The sequence below is a fragment of the Acinetobacter sp. YH12039 genome, assembly GCF_013420015.1.
Classification (GTDB): Bacteria; Pseudomonadota; Gammaproteobacteria; order Pseudomonadales; family Moraxellaceae; genus Acinetobacter; species Acinetobacter amyesii.
Genome location: NZ_VOZA01000010.1, coordinates 34,363 through 57,591, shown reverse-complemented (window position 1 = coordinate 57,591; position 23,229 = coordinate 34,363). Strand labels below are relative to the sequence as shown.

16 protein-coding genes and 4 tRNA genes are annotated in these 23,229 nt (G+C 39.7%); 11 read left to right on the top strand and 9 right to left on the bottom strand.

Annotated elements, in window-relative coordinates; translation table 11 throughout:
• Window positions 1-3: 3 nt before the first annotated feature.
• Window positions 4-1,764 (top strand): UvrD-helicase domain-containing protein, encoded by a 1,761-nt coding sequence (locus FTT98_RS06485; protein WP_180177171.1) that lies wholly within the window; start codon window positions 4-6, stop codon window positions 1,762-1,764.
• 385 nt (window positions 1,765-2,149) lie between these two features.
• Here FTT98_RS06485 and FTT98_RS06480 read toward each other — a convergent pair whose 3' ends face one another.
• Window positions 2,150-2,524 carry a hypothetical protein gene (locus tag FTT98_RS06480; RefSeq protein ID WP_180177170.1) on the bottom strand — a complete coding sequence of 125 codons (375 nt, stop codon included), beginning with the start codon at window positions 2,522-2,524 and terminating at the stop codon, window positions 2,150-2,152.
• A 139-nt stretch (window positions 2,525-2,663) separates the two neighbouring features.
• Here FTT98_RS06480 and FTT98_RS06475 point away from each other — a divergent pair, with 139 nt between their 5' ends.
• From FTT98_RS06475 to FTT98_RS06445, 7 genes are all read left to right on the top strand, one after another.
• Entirely contained in the window at window positions 2,664-3,626 is a 963-nt protein-coding gene (locus tag FTT98_RS06475) for an IS30-like element IS18 family transposase (protein WP_180177169.1), read from the top strand.
• Between the two features lie 403 nt (window positions 3,627-4,029).
• A tRNA-Glu gene (locus FTT98_RS06470) sits at window positions 4,030-4,105 on the top strand.
• A gap of 125 nt (window positions 4,106-4,230) precedes the next feature.
• Window positions 4,231-5,649, top strand: coding sequence for an amino acid permease (locus FTT98_RS06465; protein WP_180040731.1), 1,419 nt, complete (start codon window positions 4,231-4,233; stop codon window positions 5,647-5,649).
• Between the two features lie 109 nt (window positions 5,650-5,758).
• Complete coding sequence (locus FTT98_RS06460; RefSeq protein ID WP_180040730.1) at window positions 5,759-6,664, top strand: alpha/beta fold hydrolase; 906 nt, start codon at window positions 5,759-5,761, stop codon at window positions 6,662-6,664.
• Window positions 6,665-6,796: 132 nt separating this feature from the next.
• Window positions 6,797-6,872: transfer RNA gene (locus tag FTT98_RS06455), tRNA-Glu, on the top strand.
• A gap of 24 nt (window positions 6,873-6,896) precedes the next feature.
• Window positions 6,897-6,972 (top strand) — tRNA-Glu (locus FTT98_RS06450).
• 58 nt (window positions 6,973-7,030) lie between these two features.
• Window positions 7,031-7,106, top strand: a tRNA-Glu gene (locus tag FTT98_RS06445).
• Window positions 7,107-7,172: 66 nt separating this feature from the next.
• Here the strand turns inward: FTT98_RS06445 and FTT98_RS06440 are convergent.
• The 7 genes from FTT98_RS06440 to FTT98_RS06410 form a co-directional block, all read right to left on the bottom strand.
• Window positions 7,173-7,772: a YiiX family permuted papain-like enzyme gene (locus FTT98_RS06440; protein WP_180177168.1), complete on the bottom strand. Its 600-nt coding sequence runs from the start codon at window positions 7,770-7,772 to the stop codon at window positions 7,173-7,175.
• Window positions 7,773-7,860: 88 nt separating this feature from the next.
• Window positions 7,861-9,105: an NADH:flavin oxidoreductase/NADH oxidase family protein gene (locus FTT98_RS06435; protein ID WP_180040726.1), complete on the bottom strand. Its 1,245-nt coding sequence runs from the start codon at window positions 9,103-9,105 to the stop codon at window positions 7,861-7,863.
• A 112-nt stretch (window positions 9,106-9,217) separates the two neighbouring features.
• The gene (locus FTT98_RS06430) at window positions 9,218-10,819 is read right to left on the bottom strand and encodes an ABC transporter ATP-binding protein (RefSeq protein WP_180040735.1); all 1,602 of its coding nucleotides are present in this window, start codon (window positions 10,817-10,819) and stop codon (window positions 9,218-9,220) included.
• On the bottom strand, window positions 10,794-11,807 hold the full coding sequence (locus FTT98_RS06425; protein WP_180004178.1) for an ABC transporter permease: 1,014 nt from the start codon (window positions 11,805-11,807) through the stop codon (window positions 10,794-10,796). Before FTT98_RS06425 ends, FTT98_RS06430 begins: the two co-directional genes overlap by 26 nt.
• On the bottom strand, window positions 11,807-12,874 hold the full coding sequence (locus FTT98_RS06420; protein WP_180004177.1) for a microcin C ABC transporter permease YejB: 1,068 nt from the start codon (window positions 12,872-12,874) through the stop codon (window positions 11,807-11,809). Before FTT98_RS06420 ends, FTT98_RS06425 begins: the two co-directional genes overlap by 1 nt.
• 33 nt (window positions 12,875-12,907) lie before the next feature.
• Window positions 12,908-14,752, bottom strand: a complete 1,845-nt coding sequence (locus FTT98_RS06415; protein WP_180004175.1) for an extracellular solute-binding protein — start codon at window positions 14,750-14,752, stop codon at window positions 12,908-12,910.
• 26 nt (window positions 14,753-14,778) lie between these two features.
• Window positions 14,779-18,105 (bottom strand): LysM peptidoglycan-binding domain-containing protein, encoded by a 3,327-nt coding sequence (locus FTT98_RS06410; protein WP_180004172.1) that lies wholly within the window; start codon window positions 18,103-18,105, stop codon window positions 14,779-14,781.
• Window positions 18,106-18,311: 206 nt separating this feature from the next.
• On the opposite strand from FTT98_RS06410, the gene dnaQ reads away from it, so the two are divergent.
• The 3 genes from dnaQ to nudC all read left to right on the top strand — a co-directional run bounded on the left by dnaQ (window position 18,312) and on the right by nudC (window position 22,263).
• A complete protein-coding gene (dnaQ, locus tag FTT98_RS06405; RefSeq protein ID WP_180040724.1) occupies window positions 18,312-19,715 on the top strand; it encodes a DNA polymerase III subunit epsilon in 1,404 nt (467 codons plus the stop codon).
• 128 nt (window positions 19,716-19,843) lie between these two features.
• Window positions 19,844-21,490, top strand: coding sequence for a chemotaxis protein (locus FTT98_RS06400; RefSeq protein WP_180040722.1), 1,647 nt, complete (start codon window positions 19,844-19,846; stop codon window positions 21,488-21,490).
• Window positions 21,490-22,263 (top strand): NAD(+) diphosphatase, encoded by a 774-nt coding sequence (nudC, locus tag FTT98_RS06395; RefSeq protein ID WP_078192931.1) that lies wholly within the window; start codon window positions 21,490-21,492, stop codon window positions 22,261-22,263. The genes FTT98_RS06400 and nudC overlap by 1 nt, the downstream gene beginning before the upstream one ends.
• Window positions 22,264-22,347: 84 nt before the next feature.
• Here nudC and FTT98_RS06390 read toward each other — a convergent pair whose 3' ends face one another.
• Window positions 22,348-23,220 (bottom strand): alpha/beta hydrolase, encoded by an 873-nt coding sequence (locus FTT98_RS06390; RefSeq protein ID WP_180004167.1) that lies wholly within the window; start codon window positions 23,218-23,220, stop codon window positions 22,348-22,350.
• Window positions 23,221-23,229: the final 9 nt, after the last annotated feature.

Here is a 23,229-nt window from a genome sequence, read left to right as displayed (position 1 = left end):
TAGATGAAATTTACAGATGAACAACTCCATTATATTGAACGTACACAAATTACAGAGAATATTTTTTTAAATGCATGTCCTGGTAGTGGAAAAACTGAAACCATTGCTCAACGAGTAGCAAATGAAGTTGAAAGTTGGGCGAATTTTCCTAGTGGCATAGCTGTTCTATCTTTTACTAAAAGTGCTGCTAAAGAAATTGAACATCGAATTAAAGAAAAAATTGACAATAACACGACCTACCCACATTTCATTGGAACATTCGATAGCTTTATTTTAAAAAATATTGTGAATCCTCTTTCGAAAGATATTTCCAAATATGAAGGACATAATGGAGATTATTCATTTAAAGTAGTGAACTATGATTCGCAGTTATTTTTTTTAACAAAGTATCCACATGGTTATCAAAAAATTTCAGGACATCATGTAGAAATTGATAACAGAACAGGACGTTTTAAATTTCATACGCCAAATAAAGATACAAACAGAGCTCTTAATGCTATGGTTTTAGAGCAATGGCAAAAAGATGATATTTATCGTGCGAAGAAAAAATGCCGTGATGCAGGTTTTCTAACTCATAAGGATATCGAATACCTTGCGGAATCAGCTCTTACCACTCGTACTGCAACACAGGATTATGCAAAAAAATTAGCAAAAAGATTTCAACTTATCATTGTTGATGAATGCCAAGATCTATCCTTTGAACAACTAAATATCTTAAAAGCCATGATGTTGAATGGAACAAAATTACATTTTGTTGGAGATTTGAATCAATCTATATATGAGTTTAGGGATGTTGATCCTAATGACATTATTAACTTTATAACTGACAATGGCTTTCGAGAAATTCAATTAACTAAAAACTTTCGAAGCTGTCAAAAAATTGTAAATATTGCTACAAATATTATGAAATCAGGTTCAATCGAAGCTGATTTCACATCACCCGAACAATCATGTTTTGTACTTCAGTATAAAGATTCACCTAGCGAAGTGATTTCTCAATTTAATGAACTAACCAAACAGTATAGCAATCGAGTTTTAGTAGCTAGAGGTCATCAAACTTTAAACCAGTTATCTATTGTGGATAGCACACCAGCGAAACCAATTGAGTTCTTACTAAGCTCAATCTTGAATTTTGATGAGACAAGTTATACTTCAATCAATCAGTCACTTATTGATTTTTCAAAATATATTAAAGATAAGGTAAAGCTAGAAACAAAATCTAGTGATTATAATTGCCCTCAAATTATTGCATCAGAATTAGATTGGAGATTGTTCCTCCACAACTCTATCCAGTATTTATTAAATCATGATTTACAATTAGATAGTTGTACATGGACAAATTGGTGCAAAAAAGTAAATGCTGTTGTTATTAATTTGTTTAAGCAAGAATTTGTACTCCCAGAGATTTATGAAGCATTAAAAAATTCTGACTTTAAAATTAGGTCTCCAAGTGGTAAAGCAACACACTGCATCTCTAACTATCACCGTAAAAATGATTCATTAGATATCAAATTCAGAAAATCAACTATTCATGGTGTTAAAGGTGAAACACATGAAGCTACTATGCTGATCTCAAATCCTACACGGAATGGAACTGGCACACATTGGTCTCATTGGATTGGAGATAAAACATCTGAAGCTGCTAGATTTGCTTATGTAGCATCATCTAGACCAAAGCATATTTTAGTTTGGTGTGTTAAAAAATTAAAACCTATTGAAAAAATAGAATTAGAAAGTTTGGGCTTTGAGGTATTGAATTGTTAGTCTTGAAATATAAAATTTTTTACTAGTCAAAGTGTTCAAGTTAGATAAGAATCATTGTTCATGATACTTAGTGTCCATTTTTATTGGAATACGCATTTTGGCTTATATTTTTGAAATTGAGTTCTTATAATTTATATATTTTTTACTAGTAAAATTGATATAAAAGTATTCTTTAAAGAATAAAAAAGATCCCAAGAAGGGATCTTTTTTATATGTTTTATATATATTACTTAACTAGTAATAATCATTAGCCACCTTTTTTTATGAAACTATTTCTCTTCCCTATGAGAGAAAAATTAGGGTTTCCATATAAATTCAAAAATGATTTGTGGGAGCGGTTTAATCCACAAAAACCACTGTACAAATTATAATTTAAAGAAATAGTTCAACTGCTTTTCGTCAATGAGTTTTTATCCCCGCTCAACACCAAGATATAATCCCATACTTTCAACTCTAATGAGTCCTTTTCGGATTTTGCCCCCTTAGAAACATTAGCTAAAAGACACGCAGCTACTATTGCTAGAAATATTTGGATAGATACTCTCAAACTTGTATTAGATATTAATTCAACAAAAGTAAAGTTAAAAACTATTAATGAAAGTGGCAAAAGCACCCGACTTGAATTCATCTGTTTTTTAAATTCAGGAAAATCACGATTAATAACCAATAAATTTTGTTTGTCTTTACTCCACAACATTGGCTCAAAACATACATCCAATTTTTTTTCTAATTTTTCAAGTTCTACATCATCACTAGACAACTGATATCTTCGAACCTTTAAGATTAAATATAATTCGCAGATTCAAATCCCAAGTGCAACACATTTGTAGTTAGTTGAAAAAGTTAGGTGTATTCATAGAATCATTAGACTTTTTCAACTCGCAATTGGAAAGCACACAATGAAGAAATACACCCAACTTTCTCAAGATGAAAGATACGAAATTTATGCTACTTTGAAAAGTAAAAGTTCAATCGCTAGCCTTGCTCGGGAATTAGGACGTTCACGATCAACCATCTACCGTGAATTAAAAAGAAATACTGGGCAACGTGGATATAGAGCTCAACAGGTAGCTAAATTTGCAAGTCAAAGACGGTACCGTCCTTCATCATCAATGACAGCATTTGCCTTCGCTTATATTGATTATTTGATTGGTTTGGACTGGTCACCCGAACAAATTTCAGGTGCTTTAACACAACGCGGTTGGCTGGATGTACCTTCACATGAGTGGATTTACCAGTACATTTATCAAGATAAATCAAAAGGCGGTAAACTTCATCTACATTTAAGGCATCAGAAGAAATATCGAAAACGCGGTTACAAAAACACGGATCGTAGGGGTCAAATCATTGATAAAACAAGTATTCACTGCCGACACCAGGTCATTGATCAACGACAACGTTTAGGAGATTTCGAAGGTGACACGGTGATTGGTAAACATCATAAAGGTGCTTTATTGACTCTCGTTGATCGAAAGAGCCTGTATGTACATATTGTTCATTTAGGGCCAACAAGAGCATCCTCTCAAACGATTACTTGTGCATTAGATCGTTTACAAATGAGCCATGCTTATAGTGTGACATTTGATAATGGCAAAGAATTTTCCGAACACAAAAGAATTACTGATGCTGGCATAGAGACGTATTTTGCTGATCCTTACAAGTCTATTCAGCGAGCTAGAAATGAAAATACGAATGGTTTAATCCGTCAATATCTGCCAAAATCATCATCGTTTGATGGCGTGTCAAACGAACAAATAGAGCAGATAGAATTTGCACTCAACCATCGTCCTAGAAAAACACTAGGTTGGTATACACCGAGTGAAGTTATGGCTGGTTTTTATACTGTTGCACTTGCCGCTTGAATCCGCTATTTAAAAAAGCTCTGGATATCTAAAAAATAATGAGAATCATCTAAAGATTTAAGGTGATTGTACGTAATTCTACTTTCCCCATCTAAATCCCTAAATAAAAGTTAATCAATAATTCTTTCAAACTCTGATTTACTAATATACGAAGAAAAATTATTTGTATAAATTTCAAACCAATGCAAATAATTCAATAAAACTATATAGAATCTTTCATGGACTTTGCCCACATTAAATTGATTGATTTCAAATAAAATTCCAGAAATAAACTCATTAAAATTATTTTTCATTAAAAAAATTCTGTTTTTGTTTTATTTATATACATTTAGAATATAACAATGAAACTCTATTTTGACAAATATAGATGGGCTATGTACTATATATACACCCACCTCAAAACGTCCCTATCGTCTAGAGGCCTAGGACATCGCCCTTTCACGGCGGTAACCGGGGTTCGAATCCCCGTAGGGACGCCAATTCTTCTGTCAGCTCTGAGACAAACTTAAAGTTTATTTATCTATAATTTATATTAATTGATTGCATCATCATTGCATTCTTCTCTACAATTACTCGCTTCATTATTTGATTCTCCTTTTTCTCTATGCAGTCATCACATTCTCCGAATGATGCTTCGCATCAGGGCAATTCTGCGCCGTTAAAACGCGCTATGAGTACTCGACATCTGGTGATGATTTCGCTTGGCGGCGCAATCGGTACTGGTTTATTTCTTGGTTCGGGTGAAGTCATTGCACAAACGGGGCCTGTAGGTGCCATTATTTCGTATTTTTTAGGCGGTATTATCGCCTATATGGTGATGCTTTGCTTAGGCGAGCTCGCTGTACATATGCCAGAATCTGGTTCATTTGGCGCTTATGCTAAACGCTATATCGGACCTGGTACGGGTTATACCATCACTTGGCTCTATTGGCTGACATGGTCAGTAACGCTAGGAACTGAATTTACCGCTGCTGCACTTTTAATGCAGGAATGGTTCCCAGACAGCTCTATGTGGATGTGGACCTTAATCTTTGGTGCTTTTGTATTCTGCTTGAATATGATTTCAACCAAATGGTTTGCTGAATCTGAATTTTGGCTAGCTTTAGTCAAAGTGATTACCGTTGTAGCCTTTATTATTTTAGGTCTATTGGCCATTTTTGGTGTTTTAGGCTATCAAGGCTATGAAGCTGCACCGCTGTTTAGCAACCTCACTGCACAAGGCTGGTTCCCTGAAGGTTTGTTCCCAATCTTCGCTACAATGTTGATTGTTAACTTTGCATTCTCAGGTACTGAACTGATTGGTGTTGCTGCGGGTGAAACCAAAGATCCAGCGAAAAATGTGCCTAAAGCCATTAACACGGCGATTTTCCGCTTATTGATTTTCTTTGTGGGTACCATTGTTGTTATTACTGCACTATTACCACACCAAGAGGCCGGCTTATCTGCCGAAGGTGTAAGTAGTTCACCTTTCGTAACGGTATTCCAGCACATTGGTATTCCTTATGCAGAAGACATTATCCGCTTTGTGATTATCACAGCCCTACTTTCTGCTGCAAACTCAGGTTTATTTGCTGCATCTCGAATGATGTGGTCATTGTCCTATAGTAAGCAATTACCTGCAGTGTTCTCTAAAGTGAACTCGCGCGGTATTCCTTATGTTGCCGTGATCGTGACCATGATCGGTGGTATGCCGGGCTTACTGTCTGAACAATTCGCTCCAGAAACCATCTTCAAAAACTTGTTAGGTGTCGCGGCATTTACCATGGTGGTGGTATGGATGAGTATTTGTTTAAGCCAATTCAACTTCCGCCGTCAGTGGTATAAAGAAGGTAAAACTGCAAAAGATTTAGCTTTTGCTGCACCACTCTTCCCAATTGTGCCGATACTCGGTTTTGTATTCTGTCTTATTACCTGTATTAGTATGGTATTTGACCCAGAAATGTTAACTGGCTTTATCTGCTGTATGATCTTCATTGTGGCGTGTTATATCAGCTACTACACCTTGTATCACAACAAAGATTGATCTGCGTTGTCATACCAAACACGATAAAAGAGTAACTTCGGTTGCTCTTTTTTTATGGCTATATTTTAATAAAAGTAGAATAAAAACTGGTCCGTCGATGAGGTGCAATATGCAGATCATCTTTATCCATGGCATGAATCAACAACAACAAACTGCACGTACGCTCGAACAGCATTGGCTTGCACTGTTGTCTCAAGGCTTAAAGCAAAGCCATCAAGAGACTTTTTTATCGTATATACAGCACCATATGCGCATGCCTTTTTATGGAGACTTACTCACGCGTTATCATTTGCAGAATATGCTTCAAGCCAGCACCTTGACACCTCAAACGTGGCCACATTTTCCGTTTATCCATCGCACTGAACTCCCAGAAAAATCACCAAAAGTACTTGAGCATCATGCTGTACAAAATAATCTACCTGACATCACCCTCAATGATGCTATTGGATTAAGCCAATCATTCAAATCGATCACTGCACTTGGCAAAGATCTTGTCCTACGCGATTTTGCAGTTTTAATGAATTATTTCCCAAAATTACATGCCACACTTTTGCATAAATTTTTGGTCGAAACTTATCTCTATTTATCCAATCCACACTTTATTCAGGCAGTTCATACTCGTCTGCATGAGCAATTACATCAAACGAAACCCACCCTGTTGATTGCACATTCGCTAGGTAGCGTGATTGCGTATCATTTTTTACTGTTACATCCTGAACTCAACATACAGCGCTTTATCACCTTGGGCTCACCTTTGGCTTTTCGTGTCATCCAAGCCCACTTACCTCAGCCTTTACAGCGACCTGATGCAATTTCAGGCGATTGGTTAAACTTTTATTCACATGATGATTTTCTCAGCGCTTTTCCACTGAGTCAGGCACCATTTGATTTTCAACCCGCCATTATCAACCAGCAAATTCAGACATCGATTGAACACCCACACGATATTGCTGGATATTTAACGCATCCAGAAGTTATTGCTACAATCTTACAAGTGTTGAAAAAACCGACATAAATAATGTATTTTTCAAACATTTTTAGCAAATTGTTTTAATTTTATGCACTCAACAACAAAAACTGAATTTATTTATAGAAAAGCGTTTGACACCCCCCGATTTTCACCCTAATATACGCCCACCTCTGAAACGTCCCTATCGTCTAGAGGCCTAGGACATCGCCCTTTCACGGCGGTAACCGGGGTTCGAATCCCCGTAGGGACGCCAATTTTCAGAAGTACATTTTATTAAGTCCCTATCGTCTAGAGGCCTAGGACATCGCCCTTTCACGGCGGTAACCGGGGTTCGAATCCCCGTAGGGACGCCATTATTTAGTCTAAAAACTTAGACTGAAATAAACGGTTTTAAAATTTGCTTTCTGTACTGTCCCTATCGTCTAGAGGCCTAGGACATCGCCCTTTCACGGCGGTAACCGGGGTTCGAATCCCCGTAGGGACGCCATATTCGAGTTGGTTTTAATCACTCATTAAAAAGCTCAAGCATTGCGACTTGGGCTTTTTTATTGCCTTAATTTCTAAATATTTCTTTTAAAAGTTTTGAATCATAAATGGCCTTAGGGGCAATCACCTGCTCATTCAGCGGAATATTTTGACCATAGCGCTGCCGCATTAGACGCTGGACTTCATTTTGTTTTAAATCAAATTGTTTCAGTTGTTGTAATGGAGAAAGTTCGATTCCTAAAGCATGCTGATAAGCTTTCCAAACAATTTCAGAACAGTAAATTGCACGGTCATCCCATTCAAAATATATATCATAGGGTTTGCCCAAGTACTTTTCTGCATGTTGTACCAACTTCATTTTCTGCGGCACATTTAAGGGTTGTTTGAGCCTTTTTACGACATAGTGAGCATTCTCCCCACGCGTGATCCATTGATTTAAAGCGGTATATTGCACAGGTTGAATAGCTTCGAGCACCCAGGTTTGGTTATTTTTATTTACGATCATGCCCATGTGACTATAGGGCGAATGTGTGGCCTTTTGAATGCTTAAACTTTGCTGTGACTTTGAGATATGAAAAATGATATCCCCCGTCTGAAATACGGACTGGGCATAGAGGGCAGAACTGAGCCCCGAAAGAATGACTATTAATATTAAAATTTTAGACATTTTTATTGTAAGCAATATTGATATGAATAAAGGCAACCATAACATGGATGTATGCCGATTGCCCTTATTCTAATAATTCAATGATTGATTAAGCCGACTTACGTGAATTGACTTGCCCTTTAATGACCGCTGTTAAATTTCCTTTGAGATATTTAAAAAACACTTTTAACGGTGAAAGTTTAGGATTTGGCTGTTTGCCTTCACCAATCGATTTAAACTGAGCGGCATACCAAATAATTTCCATAATCGCCATTTTATCAATCATCGGTATGCCAGTTTTAATTTTGTCCACACCGTAACGAACATCCTGCCCCGCCAATAAACGATCAGCCAAATCGACTTCTACAGCGAAAGGACGTGCAATACCAATAAAATCACAAGCTCCACTGTCTAGTGCAGCATTCATGCCTTGCACGGTTCTAAACCCGCCGGTAACCATTAACGCGCATTTCACTTCTTTACGGATATTGTCCGCAAAATCGAGGAAATAAGCTTCACGAGCAATGGTACTGGCTTTACGTTTTTCTTCTTTAGCACCCGCCATCGCTGGCGCTTCATAGGAACCACCCGAGATTTCAATCATATCAATCCCTGCGGCATCGATTGCCTTAAAGACCTCAATCACATCTGCTTCGCTAATTCCGCCGCGTTGGAAATCAGCAGAATTCAGTTTGACCGAAATGATAAAATCATCGGTCGTCGCTGCGCGAACTGCCTTATAGATTTCAAGCAAAAAGCGCATGCGATTTTCATTTGAACCGCCCCACTGATCTTGACGTTTATTGGTCAGTGGCGACAAAAACTGACTAATTAAATAACCATGCGCACCATGCAATTGCACGCCTTCGAAGCCTGCCTTTTCACAAATGTGTGCGGCACGTGCAAAACGCTGAATGATATCTAAAATTTCATCTTCACGAAGTTCGCGCGGTGTTCCAAACGTTGTGGCTAACATCGGACTAAATGGCACAGCAGACGGTGCAACCGTTTCTTTATTTAAACCTTTAGGACATTGACGACCCGGATGTGAAAGTTGAACCAATTGCACCATGCCGTGCTTCTTGCCTAGCTCAGCCCACTGTGTTAACTGCTCCAAATCTCGCTCTGTTTCAGCGACAACAACCCCCGGCTCATTTTTAGCACGAAAATCCACCATGACATTACCCGTAATGGCACAGCCTAAACCACCTTTCGCCCAAGCTTCATATAATCCAAAATGTAAGTGATTGGGTTGGCCTGCGGTATTGGCCAATGCTTCACTCATTGCACCTTTAATGATGCGATTTTTAAATGTGGTATTACGAATTTTAAAGCTTTCAGCTAAATGGCTCATGGCAATGTCCAAAATGAAATAATAAGTCCTGAGTATTTACTCTAATTATTATTTTCTAAAGGTCAAGGATATTTTGACAATGACACTTGTCAAAATATCCATAAGTTTGATTTTAGTATTGGCTGGCTTCAATTAATTTACGGGTATAGTCCGTTTGTGGTCGCGCAAATAGATCTGCGGTGTCTTGAAACTCCATGACTTTGGCATGTCGCAGTACCAACACTTTTTGGCACAAGGCTTTGACCACGTGTAAATCATGACTGATAAATAAATAACTCATATTAAATTCTTGCTGCAAACGCCGTAGCAGCTTCACGATGGCTTTTTGTGTCGTCCGATCTAGTGCCGATGTGGGTTCATCGAGAATCAGCAGTTTAGGACGTAATACCAACGCACGTGCTAAGGCGACTCTTTGCCGTTGCCCACCGGATAACTCATGTGGATAACGCTGCTTGAATGAGCTTGCTAATTCGACTTTCTGCAAAGCTTCATCTATACGCTGTACAATTTCATTTGCAGATAAATGCTGTAAGGCCAGACCTTCGCCAATGGTTTGCTCTACATTGAGCCGTGGATTTAAACTACTGAATGGATCTTGAAAGACGATTTGAAATTCACGACGTAAAGGTCTGAGCTGTTTTTCTGAAAGTTGATTGATGGCGTGTTGATTTAACATAATTTCGCCATCACTTTCTATGAGCCGAGCAATAGCCAGTGCTAAAGAGCTTTTCCCTGAACCACTCTCTCCAACAATACCGATCGACTCACCTTCAGCCATTGTTAAATCCAAAGCTTCTACCGCAACGACATAATTTTTAATGCGATTCAATAAGCCTTGTTTGACTGGGAACTTCACTCCTAACTGGCGTAATTCTAAAAGTGTTTGAGTTTGCGAAACCTGTATTGCTTTACCAAAATCATGGTCTAATAAATTTTGGGTATACGCCTGCTTCGGCTGCTCAAAAATTTCCTGAACACCACCTTGCTCCACCACTTGCCCACGATTCATCACAATCACATATTCTGCATAGCGCTTGACCAAATTCAGGTCATGGCTAATTAATATCATCGCCATATTACGCTGCTGTTGTAGCGACTTTAATAAATTTAAGATTTGCGCTTGCAATGTGACATCTAAAGCCGTGGTTGGCTCATCAGCGATTAAAATATCAGGATCTAAGGCCAATGCCATGGCAATCATGACACGTTGACGCTGCCCGCCTGATAACTCATGTGGATAGCGTCTTAACTTATCTTCAGCATCAGGAATACCCACATCATTTAATAATTCTATAACGCGCTGTCGTGTTTTTGCCTTCGACCATCCCTGTAACAACAATGACTCACCAACAATCTTTTCCACACGATGTAAGGGATTTAAGGCCGTCATCGGCTCTTGAAAAATCATGGCAATTTTCTGTCCACGAATGTTTCGATGCTGCTCAGGACTCAGTCCAAGAATATTCTGTCCATTCAGGCTGACGCTGCCTGTGACCTGCAGATCACTTGGCAACAAACCGAGTATAGCTAGGCTGCTAATCGATTTACCAGAACCGCTTTCTCCAACAATGGCTATCGTTTCACCTGCATGCAAATTAAAATTCAGGTCTTCAACCAAGACCTGTGCTGCATGGGAAATATGTAAATGTTCAACCGCTAATACGATGGGAGGTACATTAACTTGATGATTATTGACGTCTAGGATCGAATGCATCACGTGTCGCCTCCCCAATGTAAATCAATAAAGACAGCACGATCGCTAAGGTAAAAAACCCCGATAAGGCAAGCCATGGTGCATTCAGATTGTTTTTCCCTTGAAGCAATAACTCACCTAAGGACGCGGCATCAGGCGGTAAGCCATAACCTAAGAAATCTAAGGCTGTCAGTGCCGTAATATTTGCCGTGAGCATGAAAGGTAGCTGTGAAAGACTGGAACTCATCGCATTTGGTAAGATATGCCGAAACATAATGGTGCTATCTGTAACGCCAAGACTCCGTGCTGCACGGACATAATCAAAATTACGAGCACGCAAAAACTCTGCACGAACCAAGCCGACCAAAGTGGGCCAGCCAAACAGCAGCATAATGACAAAGAGCCAATACACACTCGGAGTAAACATGCTGACCAAAATCATCACCATGAATAGCATCGGTAGTCCGCCCCAGACTTCTAAAATCCGTTGACCAATGAGGTCTACCCAGCCACCATAATAGCCCTGTATCGCCCCAACCATGATGCCCAATATGGCTGAAGCAAAAGTTAATGCAAAACCAAACAAGAGCGACACACGTAGTCCATATAAAATACGTGCGAGCACATCACGCCCTTGGTCATCGGTACCGAGCCAATTTTGTGCAGTCGGTGCAGATGGCACAGGCACAGCCAACTCTAAATTCGGTGTTTGATAGGAAAATTTAATCAGTGGCCATACAGCCCATCCTTTATCATCAATCAGTTGCTGTACCACAGGATCTTTATAATCTGCCTCAGTTTCAAATACGCCACCGAAAGCAGTTTCTGGATAACTTTTTAATACGGGAACGTATAAAGAATCATCGTATTTGACCAAGAGCGGTTTATCATTGGCAATAAACTCGACAGCTAATGACAACATAAAAATCAAGGCAAAGCTGATAAAGCATGTAAAGCCTAATTTATTTTCTTTAAAACGTTGAAAACGTGCTTGCATGATCGGAGACATTATTTTGCCCCCTGCGAATCAAAATTAATTCGTGGATCAATCATTTGATACATGACATCACTGATTAATCTTAATATCAGCCCCATCAAGGTAAAAATAAACAAGGTGCCAAAAATCACTGGATAATCACGCTGTACAATGGCTTCAAATCCTAATAACCCCAGACCATCTAGATTGAAAATAATTTCAATAAATAGATTTCCCACAAAGAAGATGCCAATTAATGCTTCTGGTAGACCAGCAATAACAATGAGCATTGCATTACGAAATACATGCCCATACAGCACACGTGATTCGGTCAAACCTTTAGAACGAGCAGCAAGAACATATTGCTTATTTAATTCTTCCATAAAAGAGTATTTGGTCAGATAAGTTAAGCCAGCGAAACCACCAATTACCATAGCAAACAAAGGCAACACCATATGCCAAAAATAATCTGAAATTTTGCCAAATACACTTAACTCAGCAAAATTCTCTGAAACTAAACCTTGTAGAGGAAACCACTGAAAATATGAACCACCTGCAAAAAATACAATGAGTAAAATGGCAAAGGCAAAAGCAGGAATGGCGTAGCCGATAGCCAATAAAATAGACGTACTTTTATCAAATAACAGACCATGTTGACGGGCTTTTTTAATGCCTAATGGAATAGACACCATATAGATCAGCAAGGTACTCCATAAGCCAAGGGATAAGGATACAGGCAGCTTTTCCCAAAGTAGCTGGGTCACAGGCTTATCTTTAAAGAAACTGGTACCAAAATCTAGCGTCACATAGCCCTTTAACATGAGCCAAAAACGTTCGAATAATGGTTTATCGAAACCATATTGCGCTTCGATTTTTGCCACCATTTCTTCACTGAGGCCTTTAGCACCTTGGTATTTACTGCCTGTCGTCGCAGTTTCACCACCACCTGTGTTTCCCATACCTTGAAAGGACTCAGCTTGCTGTATGGCTTGTTCAACAGGTCCTCCCGGTGCAATCTGAATCACGACAAAGTTAATCAGTAAAATGAAAAACAATGTTGGAATAATCAGGAGCAATCTTTTTAAAATATATGTGCCCATGTTGCTTTAACATTCCCTGTCATTCATTAGTATTTATTGTTGGCGCAAATAGTTTGCAACTTTTTTCGATTGCGCTTCATTACTCCACCAATAATCAATACCTGTTGATAATTTTGGTTTTACTTTTGGCTGTTGATACATATTCCAATACGCAAACCATTTTTCACCTTTACCATAGGTTGGAATTTGATAATACCCAGCTCTTAATAATCGATCCAATACTTTGGTACGCACCACCAATTGTTCACGATTTGGTGCCCGAATCACCTGTTGTATGACTTCATCAATGATCGGACTTTTAATGCCAGCATAGTTGTAATTGCCAGGCTGATCTGCCGATGCACTTCCCCAAAATTGCGCTTGCTCATTACCCGGATTGAGCGACTGTGGCATAACATTTGTTGTCATATCAAAGTCTTTCGAACGCATCCGTTCTATATATTGAGGCACGTCCACTTGGCGAATGTTTACAGTCACACCTAAACGTTTCATATTGCGCACAAAAGGCATTAATGTTCGCTGTAAGCCATCTTGGTGAATGAGAAATTCAATACGAATGGCTTGACCATGTCGGTCTAATAATTGACCATTTTTAAATCGATAACCAGCATTTATTAATAGCTGACGAGCAGTCAATAAATTATTTCGATTAAATCCACTAGCATCCGAAACGGGATATTTCCAGTTTGATAACACCCCTTTACGCTCTAAAGGGGTTAATTTCGTTAACAATGGTTTTAAAATTTGCATTTCAGCATCTGAGGGTACCCCTTTAGCTTCTAACTCACTATTTGAAAAATAGCTTTGTAGGCGCTGGTATTGACCATAAAACAGAGCTTTATTTTGCCATTCAAAATCATAAGCATAGGTTAAAGCTTGTCGAAAACGAATATCATTAAACGGCGATCGACGCGTATTAAATACAAAACTTTGAGTTGCAATTGGATTTTCATGCTTATCACGATACTTCACCACCATTCCTGCAGTGATGGACGGAAACTTATATTCCGTCACCCATTTTCGTGCTGTAAATTCCTCATGCAAAGTATATTGGCCAGACTTAAAGCCTTCAAAAGCAACATCTAAATTTCGGTAATAGACATATTTCAAATGATCAAAATTATATCGTCCGCGATTAATCACTAAATCACGTCCCCAATAATTAGGATTGCGCTTAAAACTAATACTACGGCCAGAATCAATTCGATCAAGTAAATACGGGCCAGAACCTAAAATCGGCTGCATAGTAATTTTAGTAAAATCTTTTTTTGCCCAATCTTTTTTGGAATAAATCGGCATTTGCGCCAATATTAATGGCATTTCAGCGTTATTACCCGACTTAAAGGTCATTTTGACTTCATATTTAGATAACACTTGGGTTTTATCTAAATCTGCCAAATACATTTGTAAACCTGGGTTTGACTTGGTCTGAAAAGTATCAAAACTAAATTTAACATCTTCAGCAGTGAGTTCTGAACCATCACTAAATCGTGCTTTTGGATTTAAGTGATAAATGACAAAATTCGTATGATCGGGGTCGAACGTTACCTTCTCAGCTAATAATGGATACATCACGCCAGGTTCATCTAAAGAGCTATCCATAAGGGAGTCAAATAAATAATTTACCCCCTCAGCCGCACTGCCCTTACCATTCATACTGTTTAAATTGTCAAATGTCCCATTTGATGAAGTACTTAAATATCCACCTTTGGGTGCAGAAGCATTGGCATAAGGCATGACTTTGACAGAGTCATATTTGGGTGTGCTATGAATCGCAATATAAGGCGTGGTCTGTATCGCAGACCACACACTTTGACCGAACAGAGTAAGCACACAAATCCCAATAGCTTGATGTGCTGATTTGAACGACACCAACATCACTGACAACTCCCTGTAGTCGTTGCTTAATTCGGTACTTTAATCACGTCACCAATACGTAACTGAGCAGACGGTTGCATATCATTCATTTCAGCGAGTTTTGATGTATCAAGTCCATAACGACTTGCTAAACCAATCAGCGTATCGCCGCGTTTAATACGGTATTCACTAATAGTTTTAGGGACTTGTAAATTTTGACCGACACGCAGTCCTGCACGCGGGTTCAAGTTATTTAATTCAGCCAATGCTGCCACAGTTAAACCTGTCCGACTAGCAATCGAATTTAAAGACTCGCCTGATTTCACAGTATAGCTTTCAGTATTTGTTGGTTTCACATTGCTCGTAGAGGATTTAGCTTCCGTTTTTTTGGTTTCAGTTGCTTTACTAGCTACATCAGCAGGTAGTTCACCATCTACTTTTAAACGCTGCCCTACACGAATCGCACTATTGGTATTTAGGCCATTTAATTCAGCTAAATAACGTAATTGAAGATGATATTTCTTCGCAATCACACCCAATGTTTCACCTGATTTCACCACATGAATATCGGTCGCATCAACGGAATTCGTTCGTGTATTGGTTTTGCTTTCAATTTTGGTCGCCTCAGCTTTGGTTTCTACTTTAACCGGTGCGACATCACCTGTTAATTTTAATTTCTGCCCAACGCGTAGACCAGAACTACGCTCTATACCATTTAAATTTGCGACATAGTCCATGCCTAAATCATAGCGACTAGCAATGCCTGTCAGTGTATCGCCAGACTGCACCACATATGTATCCGGAACAGTTGAACTTGCAGGAACTTTAATGCTTTGCCCAGCCATCAGCCCACTATTTACCGACATATCATTTAGACTCGCCAATTCTGACAAACTGATTTTTGACTGCGTCGCAATGCTGTAAAGCGTATCACCACGCTGCACTTTATAGCTTTCAACTTTATACGCAGGATCAACTTTGACATTTTCAATGCGATTCACGACTTTGCTTTCGAGCTTCTCAACTTCTGCTACAGCTTGTAATGGCACATTAATTTTTTGCCCCACCATCAAGCTACTGCCAGCCGTTAAGCCAGTTGTTAAATCTGCCAACTCTTGATTTGACAGCGCATAACGATCTGCAATGAGTTTTAGATATTCACCACGTTTTACCGTGTAGGATTTGGTTTGAACTTTTGCAGGTTTTTCGACAACTTGAGCGGCTTTCTTATCAGCTTCCAATTTTGCTTTCGATGCAGGCGTTTCTTTTAGGGATAATTTCTGTCCAACATATAAACCACTCGTGGTGGTTAAACCATTGTAGTCGGCGAGTTGCTTCGTACTTAAACCAAATTGACTCGCAACAGCTGTAAGACTGTCATTTGCTTTCACCACATAGCTATCTGCGATAGGCTTAGCTTTCGATTCTTCATTATTTTGCACAATCGGTTTCGCATCATATAAATAGATGGTCGTACCGACATACAAGGTCGAATCTGGCGAAATTTGGTTCCAAGCTGCAATATCACGCCAATTCACGCCATTTTTCATCGCGATCAACGCTAATGTGTCGCCCGCTAAAACTGTATAAGTACTGCGTTTACCTTTAGGTGGTACAACTACAATTTCAGAATCTGTACGAATGACATTTTTACCTTGGTTGCGTTTGGCTTCTTCGGAATCTGCACCTGTATTTTCAGCCACGCTTTTCGGGTAAGAGAACCCTTTGGTCAGTTCTTTACCTTGTTGATCTGCAATCGACTGGCTGGTCTGAATCGCAGTCAACTTAATCTTGCCATCATAAGGATCGACAATTTCAGTGCCTTTCGGCGCAATAGCTTTAATTTCCTGAACGACTTCTTCTTGTTCTGCTTTAGTCGCTACTGGTTTTAATACCTCATCGACTGTTTTGGTCTCACCTTCAGCTTTAATAGCCGCCATGATTTGCTCACGCTCATTTGCGCTGAGTGGTGGCTCGACAGATACGGCTTTCACAGGCGTCGAAGGTGTTACAGCGACTGGAATACGCGGCGCACTTGGAATATCACTATTCGATGCAAATGCAGCCAAAGCAGATGATCCTATTGGCGTTTTGCCTTTCGTTCCTGATGGAACACTCGGCGTTACCGTTGTAGCGACTACAGGTGGTTTGGCAGAAGCTGTCACTGTCGGCTGTGTTTTAAGCGTAGGTGGCGTCACTTTAGCGGGCTGAATAGTTTTACTATTTAATTCCGGCGGAGTAACACGTGACGGTGTTATTTCAACATTATTTTTTGGTAAGTTATAAGTTGAATTACTTGCCCAATAACCTGATGAACCACCTGATTGTAATTTTTTCAAACGTGCATCAACTGATGGACTCACATCCGCAGGAATTAAAATCCGCATTGGGCTGCTGCTATCAATCACATCGCCACGATGACCAGGGTTTAGTGCATAGAGTTCTGCACGGCTTAAACCGGTAATAGATGCAATTTCATTTAAATTTGCAGGCCCTACAGCCACTTCACGAAAGTGTGGACGGTTGGCAATTGGTGGCAAACTTACGCCATAGGCACTTGGATTTTTAATAATTTGAGCAACAGCCAAGAAACGTGGGACATAGTTCATGGTTTCTTGGGGCAGTTTTAGCGACCAATAATCCGTTGGCAAACCTGCCGCACGGTTACGGTTAATCGCCTGTTGAATGCGGCCCGGCCCTGCATTATATGCAGCCAAAGCCAATTCCCACGAACCGAACTGGTTATGTAGCGCACCTAAAAACTCATAAGCTGCACGCGTTGATTCCACTACGTCACGACGACCATCATACATTGAGGTTTGTTTTAAGCCGTAAATACGTCCAGTACTTGGAATAAATTGCCATAAGCCCGCTGCGGCTGCACTTGAGGTTGCTGCTGGGTCATAAGAACTTTCAATCACTGGTAATAACGCCAACTCAGTCGGCAAACCACGACGTTCTGCTTCTTTAACCGTGTGATATAAATAACGGGACGCACGCGCACTTAAACGATCAATATATGGTTGACGTGAAATAAACCAACCACGCTGCGCTTCAATTCGCGTATCCCAGTGGTTCAAATCCATTTTGAAACCCACAGTCATACGCTTCCAGACATCACCATGCTTCAGTACTAAAAGGCGATCGCCTTCTACGGCACGCATGTCTGTTGCAGAAAGTAAATCTTCGAGTGAATCTAAACTATTGGCATCGAGAAAGTTTGAGCCAACTTGTTTACTTGCTGAGTTCTGCTTAGTCGTTTGCGATGAAGAACAGCCCGTCAGACCAAGAGCTGCGAGCGCAGAACCCAAGACTGTAAATTTAAAAATTTGTGGTAACGTAGGCTGCCAGACAGTCGCAGTTGATTTATACATAAAAAAATCCAGACAACTCATATAAAATTTATTTTTTAGATATGCCATTGTAGTGAAGCAGAACACAGACACAAGGCGTTAATTTAACGCTATTTCAGTATAAATGTTACAAGAAATTAAAAAAATCGCCAGAAATGGATTTCTCTCTGTCATTTGCGTTATACAATATACGGTTCTGAATGCTTGTTTTTCTCCGGATTTGATTTATGTCTCAAACAATCACGCTTTATGTTGATGGTGCATGTAAAGGCAACCCTGGCTTAGGGGGTTGGGGGGCGTATATCATCCGTGAAACTGGAGAAGAAAAACTCTGCGGTGGTGAAGCTGAAACCACCAATAACCGTATGGAATTGACTGCGGCAATTGAAGGTATTCAACACTGTCCGACCGATGCAAAACTGATCATTTGGACAGACTCTAACTATGTCAAACAAGGCATTACCGAATGGATTCATGGTTGGAAAAAGAAAAACTGGAAAGATGTTAAAAATCCAGATCTGTGGAAATTACTGGATGCAACTTGTCAGGGTCGGGAAATTGAATGGAACTGGATTAAAGGACATGCAGGCCATCCGGGAAATGAAATGGCTGATCAATTGGCCAATCTAGGCGCTGAAAAAACCCTCGAACACATCAAACAAGCGGCATCATCTACAGCTGAAGTACCTAAAAAAAAAGCTGAACCTGACTGGCTATTAAATGATCCATTTGGACTTGAATTTGCTGATAGCGAGGATGAAGCAGAAGAAATCTCAGCCGAGTCAGCTATTGACGCAGAGCAGATTGATGACATTACGATAGAACAACAAGCAACAAACACGGCATCAACGTTGAATGAAGCTGCCCCTATACAGTCTAAGCAAGCTGCTGAAATCCATCCAATGATTGTCATTACACCAGCAACCGTCGATGTATCTGGCCCACGACAATTAATTTTGGATACGGAAACCACAGGTTTCTATTTCCAAGATGGCGACCGTATTATTGAAGTCGGTGCAGTGGAAATGATTAACCGCAAACTGACCGGTAGCTCAATTCATATTTATATCAACCCGCAAAAACCTGTCGGTGAATCTGAAAATATTCACGGAATCAGTGATGACTTTCTAAAAGACAAACCACTGTATGCTGACATTGCTGATGTATTATTTGACTATCTAAAAGGCGCAGAAATCATTGCGCATAACGCAACCTTCGATATGAACTTCCTAGATATGGAGTTTAAACGTGCAGGTTTTGTTGCCTTATCGGAGGTATGTGAAGTCACCGATACCTTGGCTATGGCCAAAGCCAAGCATCCAGGCCAGAAAAACTCACTCGATGCATTAGTGCGTCGTTATGAAATTCCACAACGTGACCGTACCTTCCATGGTGCGTTACTCGATGCGGAAATTCTGTCTGACGTATACCTAGCAATGACGGGCGGTCAGGTTTCCTTTGATATCGATGCCCTGACCCACTCGCAAAATGAAGATGGTTCGCAAACCCGCGCCGCTGTTGAAATAGAATTACCTGTGATTTTACCTTCAGCAGATGAACTTGAAGCCCATGAGACATGGATCAAACAATTTGAAGAAAAACATGGTACACCTTGCCTTTTTGCGAAATAAAATCTAAATTTCGTGTTACTTTTTGTATATAAACAATTCTTACATACGCTATAGTAAAACCATAAACATGGACCGCCTTAAGGGGCGGTTAATAAACAAGATAAAACATCTAGGAAAGGTGCAGATACATGTCTTACCAAACCTCTATCCATTTTGATCCAACGGCTTTGCTGATAATAAAAAATGAGGTTGATAACTCAATCAAGTTAGTCGAATCAGCAGTCAGCACCTTAGTTGAAGATCAAACTTTACCTTTCGGGATTGATGATGCACTGATTCAATTTGAACAATGTGCTCAAGTACTAGCTTTAGTTGATATGCCAAGTTTGGCAAAAATCGCTCAATATTCAGCAGAGTTAATGCGCAAGATCATGGGGAATCCTGCGCAAATTAACACTCAAGAGGTCATCGCACTGAGCGAAGGCACGACCATGCTGAAACGCTACATCGAATTTATCTGCCTACGTGAAGTTAAAATTCCACAATTCCTGCTGGACAGTCTTAATCGTCTAGAACTATCTTTAGGTAAACCTCTAACGTCGGAAGGCCAACACATTGAGTCCCTACTCGATTGTATTACTCCTGACTTTGACTTACCTCAAGCTCCTGCACTTGAAAAATCAAAATACGTTCACCGTCTGTATAAGTTGGCGTTGAATAAATTGATTAAACAAGAAGAAACTGAGCTGGATTTGCAAGCGATTAAATTGGTCGGTGCGTATTTAGCAGGCCTTTCAGACAAACATCCAAGTAAACAATATTGGAACTTGGTTTTTGTTGCGTTTAATCAAATTGATCAAATCTTAATTACCGATGCTCGTTTACGTACCTTGGTAAGCATTGAACGCAATATGGCTCAATATTTTGCAGGAACTGAGCGCTTTAAAGCATCCATTTCTGATTTAGCCAATGTCTTAAGTCTAAACATTAGCCAAGAAGATGACATTTCTTATCATATTCGTGGCAAATTAAATATCGGTGAAGACCTTCTTACCGACACCCAATTGCAAGTTTTCAGTCGTCATTTATATGGTCCTGACTTCGACACCATGCATACCATTGGTGAATTGGTTACGACTGAAATGACGCAAATTCGTAATGATATTGAATTTAACTATCAAAATATGACGCCTGAAAAAACCCAAGAACTTCAAGCGAAATTAAACGAATTGGCAAATATTTTCAAAGTCTTGAACTTAAATGAAGCGTATAACGACCTGTCGCGTCAAGCTGCGTCATTAGGTAATGCTGAGATTTTACAAGATGAAAGCTTTGCCCAGCAGTTGATGAACAATATCTTGTCTGCCATGAACTCGATTGGTGTGCTTGAGCGTCATCACACTTCTAGCCGCTTACAACTTCGTGTGAATAATATGAATATTTCACTCGATCGTTTAGATGAAGCACACGCTGCCCTGTTAAATGAGACCAAGGTTTTAATTGATGCTGCTAGCCAATCTTTGGTTCAGTATTTACAAAACCAAGATTTGACACAACTTGAAGCGACTGCAACTCAATTCCGTGAAATTGGTGGTGCAATGTTGTTCCTCAATGCAGATGCAGCTCAAAATGCGCTGAATTCAACAGCTCAATTCATTGTGAAACGAGTTGAATCTTCAACAGCGATTGATGCAAATGAAGTGAATCAAGCATTAGATTCATTGGCAAGCGCAGATATGTTGATTGACAATTTAAAGAACAAACAACCTGTTTTACAGGGCATGTTTAAGGTAGCATTGGACAGTAGCGAAAAACTGAAATCAGCAGCGGCCTAATGTCTAAATTATCACTTGCGTATATCTTCAAACAACAGCAATTGCTGGTCGATGAAAACTTTCAACTTCCCGAAGTTGAGCAACTCGCAAGTGATTTAAATATTGGCACGGGTGATCGAGTGATTGCCCGTGATCTACTTGAAAATGAGCCAATTCCTGAAGGCTTACAACTCATCCCTATTCGTCAGCTTTTACAACTTTGGAATGTTCAGCAATTTGAACAAGCCAGCCGTGCTATTCAACTTTTAGAATGGCGCCGTAATCATAAATTTTGTAGCCACTGCGGTACTGCAACTCAAGTCCACGCCACAGAATATGCTATGGTTTGCCCTGCTTGCGGTTATCACCAATACCCTCGTGTCAATCCTTGTGTCATTACCGTCATTACCCGTGGTGAAGATGAAATTTTATTGGCAAAAAATGCAAAAAATGTCCGTGCTATGTATGGACTGATCGCAGGTTTTGTTGAAGTGGGTGAAACTCTAGAAGAAGCGGTTCGTCGTGAAACTGAAGAAGAAGTTGGGCTGAAGGTCAAAAATATTCAATATCTGGCAAGCCAACCTTGGCCTTTCCCAAGTAATTTAATGATCGCCTTTAAAGCAGAATATGCTTCAGGTGAGCTTCAATTACAAGAAGAAGAAATAAGTGATGCGGCTTTCTTTAAATTTGATGCATTACCTGAAATTCCGTTCAAAGGAAGTATCGCCCATTCGATGATTATGCATGTCATCCATGGGTCTGCTGTTGCAGATGACACTGAAGCATGGTTATAAGTAGCTATTTTTAGTAAATAAATCATGCAATAAAAAAACCGCCATACTTGGCGGTTTTTATTCTCAATCATTTAACCAAAGACATTAAGGTGGACTAATTTCATCGAGTACACGCATGATTTCAGCTTTGGTTTTAAAGAAGCGACTAAATAAACTCGAAACTGAACCAATCATCGTGATGTGCCCAACACGTGGGATTTGAATCAACTGACTATGGTTGCCTGAGGCTTTTAATCGACGATCAAAATCTTCACTATTGCTATGGCCAACGATATTGTCTTTATCCGCAGTGAATAGATAATGCTTCACTTGATTGTGCTCAACAAAATAATACGGCATCACTTGTTGATACGGTACATTTTGATCAAAGGCATCTGCACAAATCGGATCACCTTTATAATCAAAATGATATGGCCCTGCCAATCCCACAATTGCACGAATATTCTCTTTCACTTGTAGCTGATAAGGCGTCGGATGATACAGTGCAGACATGACATTAAATGCCCCTGCCGAATGTCCCATTAACACCACATTTTCCACTTCAATCTGCAACTTATGCTGAGACTGCGTCAAATAGTTTAATGCAAGGCTAAGATCATCAATTGAAGCCGGAAAAATATATTCAGGTGCGAGATGGTAATTAATGACAGCAACATCGAAGCCTTCTTTGGCAAAAGCTTCACCAATGAATCCATAGTCCTTTTTGTCACCATGCATCCACGCTCCACCATGTACAAACACGATGAGTGGACGTTGCTGACGAGGTGCTGACGTGCGATACAAATCTAGGCGATGGCGCACTTTTAGACCATAAGGGATATTGTTTTGAACATGATATCCTTGTTTGGGTGTCAGTCGATTTAATGCATAACTGCCAAAATCATATAACCGAAAATTTCGATATAAAGATTTAGCCAAATCCATTTTTTGCTGAAGCCGCAGAGACCATTGATTCATATTTTACAG